Source organism: Streptomyces sp. DH37 (assembly GCF_029813835.1).
Classification (GTDB): domain Bacteria; phylum Actinomycetota; class Actinomycetes; order Streptomycetales; family Streptomycetaceae; genus Streptomyces.
The window spans coordinates 17,763-26,736 of sequence record NZ_JARVKV010000029.1 but is presented as its reverse complement, the minus strand read 5'-3'; the positions used below and the strand labels follow the sequence as shown (position 1 = coordinate 26,736).

Sequence of the window (8,974 nt, the reverse complement as noted above, 5' to 3'; positions counted from 1 at the left end):
GCCGCACACACAAGGGCCCGGCCCCACCAGCGTGGTGGGGCCGGGCCCTTGCCGCTGCGCCGCTACTGGGCCAGGCGCCAGCCCGACAGCCGGTCGTCCCGGCCGACACTGGCGGCCAGCACCTTCCCCGGCAGCTCCCGCGTCTCCAGGCCAACCGCCGCGGCGATCTCGGCGGCCGGGTACCGGGCCGGCTCGGCGCGCTCGGCCGGCGGCACGTCGGCCACGATCTCGGCCTGGTCGCCGAGCAGCAGCAGCACGCGGACGCGGACCTCTTCTTCACTCATGATCGTTCCTCTCTTCGGTGGTGGTGTGGCGGGGCACGGCCGTCTCGAGTTCGGTCTCAGACGGCCACTGGCGGGGGTTCAGGGAGACGCTGGCGCGCTCCAGGGGCGGCGCGTTGACCTCGAGCGCCAGAGGCTCGCCAGAGGCCAGCAGGGCGCGCAGCTGCTCGTCGTCGGGTGCGGTGAGCGTGGCGGGCAGGCGTACCTCCTTGTCCTGGTCGTCGGTCAGCACCAGCTCGCAGCGGTACTGGCCGCGCCGGGCGTCGACGAGCTGCGCTTCGATCCGTACCTTCACGGGTTCCGGTCCTCTCAGAGCAGGCCGAGGTGGCGGGCGATGTCTTCCGGGGCCAGGCCGGTCAGCTCCTTGACGACGACCAGGAGCAGCAGCACGCCGACCGTGATGGCCGGGCCCCGGGCGCTGGGCGCGGCGTAGCGGATGCCGTCGCCGCCCGGGTTCAGGCCGCCGTGGGCCAGGCGCCGGTGCTCGGCCTGGTCGGTGCGGGCACCGAGGCGGCGGGGGCGGGGGTCGCCGGCGGCGTCGCAGCCGCCGCAGCGGTACTGGAAGGGCATCTCTCACACCTTTTCGAGGTCGGGGGTGGGCAGGGATGTGGCGAGGACTCCGCGGGTGTTGCCACCCTTCAGCCAGAGCTTGTCCTCCACGCGGATACCGGCGGCCTCCAGCTCGCGGCGGAGCCGGGAGACGGTCCATCCGGTGCAGTCTCCCGCAGCCTGGGCGCGGGCGAGGATGTCTCGCAGATGCGCACCGCGGGCGGTTCCGATCGTGGCGCGGGTGTGCCACAGGAGCCGGGTCGCCTCCAGCCCCTTCCCGGGCGCGTCCCCGGATGCGAGATCTTGAGATCTCGCACCTAGACCATCGCGGCTGACCTGCGGCTTCTCGGTCTCTAGGGGAGTGGGGAGGGGAGCGGTCTCGGCGTGGGGGAGGGGCTGCTCCTGGGTAGGGGCGGCCGGGGTGGGCTGCTGCTCCCCCTCGTGCGCGGGCGCGCCCGGGCCGGTCGGGCGGTGGGCGGGCGCGCCGCCGTGGCGGGCCAGCCACACGGACCAGTCCCCGGCATGGATGCCGGTCGCGTTGCGGCCGCCGACGTCGAGCTGGCTGCGGATCGGCACCCCGAGGGGGTCCAGCAGCGCGCGGAGGCTGCCGACGGTGCACGTCACCGGGCGGCCCAGGGCGGTGGAGCGGGCGGTGATCTGGTCGGCCAGCGCCGCCAGGTGCAGCCCGCCTCGGCCGTCCAGGAGCTGGTCGATGGCCCACAGCAGGTCGCGCAGCGCGGCGAGCTGGCGGCGCCGCTCGGTGCGGGTCAGGGGCGGCGTGGCGGGCTCGCTGCCGGCGGCGTAGGCGGCCACCGCGGCGGCGGCCGCGGCGGGTACGGCCACCAGCCACACGGGCGACTCCCCCGCCCGCTCGGCCCACTGCCAGGCCCACCAGCAGCCCCCGGCGGCCAGGCCGGCCCGGGTGAGGCGCGCCTTCCCGGTGCCGAGGAGACGCTTCAGACCGCCGAGCAGGCGGCGGGGAGCGGTGCGGGCGCGGCGCTCGGCCCACACCGCTCCCCTGCCGCAGGCCGCGCGCAGGCCGGTGCCGGCGCGGCGGGCCAGCCGCCGGTGCCCGGTGGGCGCCGGGACCTTGCGGACCGTGGCGGCCACCGCGGCGGCGGCCGCCGCGTACGCGCGGCCGGCGGCCAGGCCGACCTGCTCGGCGCGCGGGGTGTCGGGGGCGATGTCGATGGTCATGGTCAGCCTGCGATGACGGTCAGGAGGGAGTCGACGATGGACACCAGCTTCAGCCACAGCTCGGAGGCCGCGGAGGCGGCGGTGACGGCGAGGAAGCCCATCAGGGTGCTGACGAGCAGGCCGGGGCGGAGGTAGTGCCAGGCGCCGAGCAGGGCCAGGGCGATCGCGGCGGGCACCGTGCCGAACTCGTCGCCGATCCGGCCGGTCAGCAGGCCGGCCTGCTCCGACAGGATCGCCCAGGGGTCGCCGGCCTTCACGTAGGCGATGCCCAGAGCGATGCCGATGGCGAGGCCGGCCGGGGGCGGCAGGGTCTTGCCGCCCTTCTTCAGCGCCGCGCCGGTGATGACGGTCAGCACCAGGGCCAGGCCGTGCATGCCGATCTGAAGCATGGGACAGGGGTTCCTTTCGAGCAGGTCAGGGCTGGAGGGCGACGGCGAGGACGGTGGCGGTGTAGAGGGCGCGGCCGCACCAGGCGACGGGCAGGACGGCCTGGTCGGCGGTGCGGTAGACGCCCCAGCCGAGCCACACCGCCAGCAGGGACACCCCGACGGGCGCGCCGTCCATAAAGCCGATCAGCCAGGGGGTGAACCCGAGCTTCCAGGCCGCGTAGACGCCGGTGGCGGTGTAGACGGCCGGGCCGATGCGGCGCTGCTGCTGGGCGATGCGCTGGACGACGTGCACGCCCTCTTGCACGCGCTCCTGGGCGGGCCGCTGCCGGTAGAGGTGGACCAGGTGGCCGGCGATGGCGGTCGGGTCCCACGGCGGGAGGCCGTGCTCCTCTTCCTCCCGCTCCCCTTCCTCGTCACGCGGTGTGCCGTCCTCGTCCGGCTGGAGCTCTTCCTCCGGCCGGGTACGGGTGCGGTCGTCTTCCCGGGTGCGGGTGCGGGTGCGGGTGCGCTCCGGGTCCGGGTGCGGTGCGGAGTCCTTCACCGGGGCGGCCTTGGGGTCCGTGTCCGGGTCGGCCGGGGACAGGTCCAGAAGCGGGCCGGTGCGCCAGTCCGGGATCCGCTGGGCGCCGGTGCGTCCGCCGACGGGCCGCCCGGCCGCGGCGGGTACGGGTGCGGGTGCGGGTGTGTCGTCCGCCCCGTACAGACGGGTCCACCAGTCGTCGGGTGGTGGGGTGGTGCGGGTCATCGCTTCGTCAGCTCCTGGGTGAGGCCGGCCTGGACGCGCTGAGCCCGGTCCTGGCCGATGTGGTAGCGGGTGCGCAGCGTGCGCAGAGACGGGGTGCGGCCACGCTCGAGGAGGTCGGCGTAGTCGGTGCGGGCGCGGGCGATGACCTCCTTGTCGATCGCCTCGGCCTCGGTCCGCTCGTGGGCGCGGGTGCGGGCGGCGGGTGCGGGTGCGCTCCGGGTGTGCTGTACCGGCTCGGGTTCGGGTGTGGGCGGCAGCGCGACGGTCACCTCCCGGCGCGGCTGGGCGGCGGCGACGGGTGCGCACATCGCCGGGTGCGGGTGCGGGTGCAGTCGGTCCAGGTCGAGTACGAGTACGTCCATCGGGCGCGCGGGTGCGGGTGTGGGGCGGGCGACGATCGGCAGGAGCCGGGCCCCGGCGGGTACGACCTCGGGTGCGGGTCCGGGTCCGGGTGCGGGTGCGGTCGGCTCATCGGGTGCGGGTCCGGGTCCGGGTGCGGTCCGGGTGCGCAGCGCGATGCGTACCTGGGTCTCGGAGACCACCACCCCGGCCGCGGTGCACAGGGAGGCGATCTCAGCCGGGGACGCACCCGGGTGCGTGTCCTGCACCCGCAGCACCGCGTCTATCGGGTGCATCCGGGTCAGCTCGGCGTGGACCAGACCGTTCAGGGTGCGCGGCCGGACGGGTGCGGGCTCCGGCTCCCACGGAGACGGCAGCTCCACGGTGCGCAGCTCGGGTGCGCTGCGGCGGGCGGCGAGCAGCCGCATCAGCTGGTGCCGCTGCTCGCCGTCGACGCCGACGCCGGCGCGGGCGACGGCGGCGGCCAGGCGGTGGCGGCCCCAGGGCCCGAGCCAGCGGCGGGAGGCGAGGCGGACGGCGCGGGCGGTGGCGCGGTCGCGGGTGATCTGGTCCGCGGTACGGTTCCGGGTCGCGAGGCCGAGGTAGGACAGCGTGCGCTCGCGCAGCTCCCGGCCGATCTGCTGCACCAGGCCGGAGGACAGGGCCCGGGGCCGGGCCACGCGGACCTCCAGCCCCATCACCTGATGCCACAGCAGGCCGGCCAACACCGGGCCGAAGACCGCGCGGACGAGACCGCCCCAGAACCCGGACTCGCTGAACGCGGGGATCACCTGCACGCCGGTGATGACCCACACCAGCGTGCCGGGCAGGCCCGGCGAGCCGATCCGGTCCTCAGTGGTGCCGGAGCGCACGTTGGCGCGGGCCATGACGGTGCAGGCCAGCAGCGCGATCTCGGCCGCGGCGAACATCACCGCGCGCTCGGCGGTGTTGGTCATGCCCAGCTCGTGCTCGGCGTACCGCCAGGAGGTGTCGGCGCTGTAGGCGGTGCAGACCGCGGCGGCGAACCCGACGAACAGCACATAGGGCGGAGGCACGGTCATGCGACGGGCGGCGTGCACCAGCAGCCAGACCGCCACCGTGGCCAGCACCAGCACGGTGCAGGCCACGGCCGCAGCCGGGTACGGGTGGGCGATGGCCCAGCGGGTCAGGGTTTCGGTGCTCAACGGGGGTGCTCCCGGGGCGGGCGGTGGTCGGGCCCCGGTGCAGGGCCCGACGGGGGAAGGGTCAGCGGGGCCAGGTCCTCGAGCGGTGGTTGACCTCGCGGAGGCGGCGCAGCAGCTCGCGGCGCTGGGCGTCGTCCAGGGCGGTCACCGGACCGGCCTCCGTCCCATCGCGGCGGCGGCCTCGGCCGCGTGGCGGCGGGCGGAAGCGAGCTGCCGGCGGGCGGCCGCCTCGTTCTTGGGGCGCTGTGCCTTGGCCTTGCGGTAGTCCTCGAGGTCGCGGGCGGTCATCAGGCGCACACTCCTTCGGCGACCAGCCGCAGCCGGGCCGCGTACTCGCCGACCGTCTCGCCGGCGACCGGGTGCGGGGCGAGGTCGGAGGCCGCGCGGCGCAGCGCGGTCTCGTCGGCCTGCGCCAGGCGCGGGTGCTGCTCGAAGCACGCGATGGTGAGGGCGATGGACAGGCCGGCGCGGTCGGCGGGCTGCTCGGAGTTGCCGGGGAGGCGTCCGGCGGCACCGGCGAGGAGACGGCGGGCGTCCTGGTCGCGCTGGGCGTGGACGCGGCGCAGGGCCTCGGAGGTGCACGGATCACCGGCAAGGGGGCTGCCGGGCGGGTGGTGGGCGCGGATACGATCGCGCATGGTCACTCCTGGTGTCGTCAGGGGTCGGCCCGCCCCCACTCCGCCGCTGCCAGGCTCGCGGGGTGGGGGCGTTGTGTTGCAGAACGACCGTAGCCGACTTCCTTGCCATATGGCAATGAGGTTAGAGAGAATGGTGTCCATGGCCGATGCAGAAAGGAGGGAGCCGGACATGGTGTCGTTCCGCGAACTCGCGCGCAGACTCGTCGCTGACCGCGTGGTCGAGTCGATGACGCACCAGCGCATCTCGCAGCTCGCGCGGACCGACCCGGACTTCCCTCCCGTCGTACCAGTCGGGCGGTCCAAGGCCGTCGACTACGAGCTGGCTCGCCGATACGTCCGGGAGCGGAAGTCCCGGCAGGGCCAGCGCACCGACCTGAGACGGAAAGCGGCCGACGAGTAGGCCACGCCGCGGAGCCCCACCCAGGACAGTTGGGTGGGGCTCCGCCGTACCCGCGCCAGGGTACGGCCGCCCGCCGACAGCGCTGCTCACCGCAGCCACTCCCATCGCAGCGGCTCCAGGGCGTCATCGTCGTCCGCCTGGTCGAACCAGATGTCCAGGCAGGAGCGGCACAGCAGCGTGGGGAAGCCGTTCGGGCCTACCCACCGGGCGACTGCGGGCCGGCGGCGGGGCCGGCCGTTCTCCCGGATGGCTGCGCAGCACTCACACCAGCGGACAGGGCGGGCCGGGGCGCCCGTCACCTCCAGGTCGCTGTAGACGGCGGTGCTCACCGCTCCTCCAACCACGCCGAGTTGAATCCCTCACGCTTGCGGTACGGGCGGACAAGGAGCTTCAGGCGCCGCTCCAGCCGTTCATCCCGGCCGCACTCAAACGGATCACATGGGCCGCCGGCGCGAGGGCCCACGGCTCCCGGCGCGGCAGGGCACGAGTAGAAGCTGTCCTCGACGTCCGTGTGCGGGTCGGCCAGGAGGTCGTCCAGCAGGGCCCGCTTCGCCTCGACGTCAGCCAGGATGCCGTCCGGGTCGTGGCGGGCGATGTGGGCCGCGTTGAGGTGGCCGTTCTTGTCGTACGGCAGCACGGCGAGCGTGCCCTCCGAGGAGGCGACTGCGGCGTCCTTCTGCTCGCCCCACCGCTCCTCGGGGTGCTCGTCCCACCAGGGGCCGCCGGTAGCGTCGTGGGCGGCCTGCGCGGTCTCGTCCCAGCAGGCCCGCAGGAATGCCGCCAGCTCGTCGATGAGGTCGTTCACAGGTTCACTTCTCTCGTGCGGGTGGTGCGGAACTCGGTGAGGCTGTCGCGCGCCCACTGCGGGGCCAGTTCGGTGACGCGGGCGCGGGGGACGGTGCCGCGCGAGCAGCGCAGGCCGAGCCGCGCGAAGTAGTCCGCGGCCTCGTTCAGCGGGTGCCCCGCGTGCCCCTTGACGTGGACGAAGGTCAGGCCTGGGGTGTACTCGGCGAGCTGCTGGAGCTCGACGAGGGAGCGGGGCCCGGGGGAGCGCCGGGTGGCGCGGTAGCCCGGCGGCATGTGGGTGCTGCCCTGCTGCCAGGCGTGCAGGTACGACAGGGCACAGGTGCTGTCGGTGTGCACGGTGACGGGCCGGGAGATGCCGATGGTGGCGAGGACGTCTTGCAGGCCCCACAGCACCGCGCGCAGCTCGGCGACGACCGTGCGGGAGACGCCGCTGGCCTTCCGCGGGTACATGTGGGCGTGGACGCCGTAGTGGCCGGTGGTGGACAGGTAGCCGCCGGCGACCCGGCGCGGGTCCTCGGAGGCGTCGGTGGCCAGGTGCACGGGGCCGCCGATGGCCGGCACGGTGCCGGTGATGCGGACCTGAGGAACGGTCATGGGTCTTCTTCCTTACACCGCGGTGTTGGTGGTGAGCAGGTACACGCGCTCGCCCTCGTAGCGGGCCGGGCGGCCGGTGTCCTCGTCGCGGCAGTCGGGGTTGGTGCACCAGGCGCGCGGCCGGTCGCCGTCGGCGCGGCCGTGGACCGTGCGCTCCCCGCACATCAGGCACCGCACGTGCGCGAAGTGCACCGACGGGCGGCGCAGCCCGAGCACGGTCAGGGCGCTGGCGTGCCACAGGCCGACCGCGCGGGCGGCCTCGCGCACACGGTCGGCGGCCTCCGCGTTGTGAGGGATGGCGCGCAGGGCCTTCTCCCACTCCTGCGGGTACGCCGAGCCGCGCAGCTCTTGGTCCAGCGCGACGGCCTCGGCCTTGATGCGCTGGGACCAGGACACTGCGGCCAGGGAGGACGGCGGGCGGGAGCCGGGGGTGGCACGGCCGCCGTCGGACGGCTGGCTGGTACGCAGCTTCAGGTCGTCCAGGCGGGCGATCAGGCCGGGCCCGGGCCGGTCGCCCGCCTGGATGGTGTAGGAGTCCAGCAGGTCACGGACCAGTTCCTCCAGGGTCAGGGGGGCGTCAGCCATGGCGGCCTCCGGGGTTGTGCGTGGGCTGGTGCGTCCGGGCGTGCTCCAGCCACAGGACCAGGACGCGGCGGGTCTGGGCGGTGATGGCCGAGCGGCCGGCACGGGCGGCGGCGTGCTTCGCGCGGAGGTCGCGCAGGGCCCGGCGGTAGGTCCAGCAGGGGCCGCACTCGGTGGCGGCCCCCTGCCACTGCCCTGTCACCGCCGCCCCCGGCGGGGCGGCGGCCCGTACGGCGAGTGGTGTGCCGCCCGGTCGGGCCGGCCCCGCAGGATGTCGCCGTACGCCTCGGCCAGGCGCGCTGCGGAGCGGACCGCCGGGACGAGCGACCGGATGATCTGCTGCCCCACAGGGATGAGGGGGCGGACCAGTTCCGCCCAGGTCTCGTAGCAGCAGTCGACGGCGGCGGCCCGCACCTCGTCGTAGTAGGGGCTGTCGGCCCCGCGGCGGGCGACGGACCGCACTCGCCAGTAGGCGTTCTGCGGGGTCAGGCGCGGGTCACGCTTCCGTAGCGCGGCAGTCAGCCGCTTCATCAGCAGCGGGTTCTGCATCGGGTCGAGCCCGGGCTCACTCAGCGGCACCGGAAGCCTCCTCCCCAGCGCTGTACCGGGCGAGGACGTCGGCGTACCGGTCGCGGTAGGTGGCGCACTCCTGGGCGTCCTCGGCGTCGTGGTCGTGGAGGGCGGCCTTCAGGTTCTTCTCCTGCTGCTCGAGGCCGACGCGGGCCGCGGCGGCGAGCGCTTCAGGGGTGGCCCAGGTGCCATCCGCGATGGGCTCCTGGCCGTCGTGGACGCAGGCCACCAGGTAGCCGTACACGGGGAGGAGGGAGGCGTGGGCGCTGCGGTCGTAGAACGCGGCCTTGTAGAACACCGAGACGCGGCGGCGGCCCAGCTCGTCGACGATGTACGTCCACATGTCGTGGTCGGAGCCCTGGCGGGTCCAGCCGTCGGGCAGCGTCGCCGGCGCGAACAGCGGGTCGCCGACGTCGGGCTCGCCGAAGGTGAAGCCGACCTCCTCGAACGCCTCCTTGGTGGGCTTCAGGTTGGTGGGCATGCGGTCGGAGTGCAGCAGCTCGGCCTGGCCGCGGCGCTCCTGCTCCTCGATGGCACGGCCGGAGCCGCCGGGTCCCATGGAGGCGGCGAGCAGCAGCATGGCCTCGGCCTGGTCCAGCGCGCGGGCGGTGGTGTTCGTGATCGGGCTGTGATCGGACATTGGTGCTCCTTCGTGGTGCTGGGGCGCCCGGGGCGCCCGGGGCGGGCGGGTGCGTGCGC

At 74.9% G+C, this 8,974-nt stretch carries 17 protein-coding genes; 1 reads left to right on the top strand and 16 read right to left on the bottom strand.

Going from position 1 to position 8,974, the window contains the following annotated elements:
• Positions 1–62 precede the first annotated feature (62 nt).
• The 9 genes from QC029_RS16350 to QC029_RS16310 form a co-directional block, all read right to left on the bottom strand.
• Positions 63–284, bottom strand: a complete 222-nt coding sequence (locus tag QC029_RS16350) for a hypothetical protein (RefSeq protein WP_279556400.1) — start codon at positions 282–284, stop codon at positions 63–65.
• Entirely contained in the window at positions 277–576 is a 300-nt protein-coding gene (locus QC029_RS16345) for a hypothetical protein (protein ID WP_279556399.1), read from the bottom strand. Before QC029_RS16345 ends, QC029_RS16350 begins: the two co-directional genes overlap by 8 nt.
• Positions 577–590: 14 nt before the next feature.
• The gene (locus QC029_RS16340) at positions 591–851 is read right to left on the bottom strand and encodes a hypothetical protein (protein WP_279556398.1); all 261 of its coding nucleotides are present in this window, start codon (positions 849–851) and stop codon (positions 591–593) included.
• A 3-nt stretch (positions 852–854) separates the two neighbouring features.
• Positions 855–2,027 (bottom strand): hypothetical protein, encoded by a 1,173-nt coding sequence (locus QC029_RS16335; protein ID WP_279556397.1) that lies wholly within the window; start codon positions 2,025–2,027, stop codon positions 855–857.
• Between the two features lie 2 nt (positions 2,028–2,029).
• The gene (locus QC029_RS16330) at positions 2,030–2,416 is read right to left on the bottom strand and encodes a hypothetical protein (protein ID WP_279556396.1); all 387 of its coding nucleotides are present in this window, start codon (positions 2,414–2,416) and stop codon (positions 2,030–2,032) included.
• 25 nt (positions 2,417–2,441) lie between these two features.
• Positions 2,442–3,161 carry a hypothetical protein gene (locus QC029_RS16325; protein WP_279556395.1) on the bottom strand — a complete coding sequence of 240 codons (720 nt, stop codon included), beginning with the start codon at positions 3,159–3,161 and terminating at the stop codon, positions 2,442–2,444.
• Positions 3,158–4,684: a hypothetical protein gene (locus QC029_RS16320; protein WP_279556394.1), complete on the bottom strand. Its 1,527-nt coding sequence runs from the start codon at positions 4,682–4,684 to the stop codon at positions 3,158–3,160. The genes QC029_RS16325 and QC029_RS16320 overlap by 4 nt, the downstream gene beginning before the upstream one ends.
• A gap of 144 nt (positions 4,685–4,828) precedes the next feature.
• Positions 4,829–4,972, bottom strand: coding sequence for a hypothetical protein (locus QC029_RS16315; protein ID WP_279556393.1), 144 nt, complete (start codon positions 4,970–4,972; stop codon positions 4,829–4,831).
• Complete coding sequence (locus QC029_RS16310; protein WP_279556392.1) at positions 4,972–5,322, bottom strand: hypothetical protein; 351 nt, start codon at positions 5,320–5,322, stop codon at positions 4,972–4,974. Before QC029_RS16310 ends, QC029_RS16315 begins: the two co-directional genes overlap by 1 nt.
• A 139-nt stretch (positions 5,323–5,461) precedes the next feature.
• Between QC029_RS16310 and QC029_RS16305 the strand changes: the two genes are divergently transcribed.
• Positions 5,462–5,722, top strand: coding sequence for a hypothetical protein (locus QC029_RS16305; protein ID WP_279556391.1), 261 nt, complete (start codon positions 5,462–5,464; stop codon positions 5,720–5,722).
• Between the two features lie 86 nt (positions 5,723–5,808).
• Here the strand turns inward: QC029_RS16305 and QC029_RS16300 are convergent, their stop codons facing one another.
• Genes QC029_RS16300 through QC029_RS16270 form a run of 7 tightly spaced genes read right to left on the bottom strand, consistent with a single transcriptional unit; the run spans position 5,809 to position 8,915 of the window.
• Entirely contained in the window at positions 5,809–6,051 is a 243-nt protein-coding gene (locus QC029_RS16300; protein ID WP_279556390.1) for a hypothetical protein, read from the bottom strand.
• A complete protein-coding gene (locus tag QC029_RS16295) occupies positions 6,048–6,527 on the bottom strand; it encodes a DUF6221 family protein (protein ID WP_279556389.1) in 480 nt (159 codons plus the stop codon). The genes QC029_RS16300 and QC029_RS16295 overlap by 4 nt, the downstream gene beginning before the upstream one ends.
• Entirely contained in the window at positions 6,524–7,123 is a 600-nt protein-coding gene (locus tag QC029_RS16290; protein ID WP_279556388.1) for an RNase H family protein, read from the bottom strand. The genes QC029_RS16295 and QC029_RS16290 overlap by 4 nt, the downstream gene beginning before the upstream one ends.
• Positions 7,124–7,135: 12 nt before the next feature.
• Complete coding sequence (locus QC029_RS16285; RefSeq protein WP_279556387.1) at positions 7,136–7,708, bottom strand: hypothetical protein; 573 nt, start codon at positions 7,706–7,708, stop codon at positions 7,136–7,138.
• Positions 7,701–7,907, bottom strand: coding sequence for a hypothetical protein (locus QC029_RS16280; protein ID WP_279556386.1), 207 nt, complete (start codon positions 7,905–7,907; stop codon positions 7,701–7,703). Before QC029_RS16280 ends, QC029_RS16285 begins: the two co-directional genes overlap by 8 nt.
• Positions 7,904–8,284, bottom strand: coding sequence for a hypothetical protein (locus QC029_RS16275; RefSeq protein WP_279556385.1), 381 nt, complete (start codon positions 8,282–8,284; stop codon positions 7,904–7,906). The genes QC029_RS16280 and QC029_RS16275 overlap by 4 nt, the downstream gene beginning before the upstream one ends.
• Positions 8,271–8,915: a hypothetical protein gene (locus QC029_RS16270; RefSeq protein ID WP_279556384.1), complete on the bottom strand. Its 645-nt coding sequence runs from the start codon at positions 8,913–8,915 to the stop codon at positions 8,271–8,273. Before QC029_RS16270 ends, QC029_RS16275 begins: the two co-directional genes overlap by 14 nt.
• Positions 8,916–8,974 lie beyond the last annotated feature (59 nt).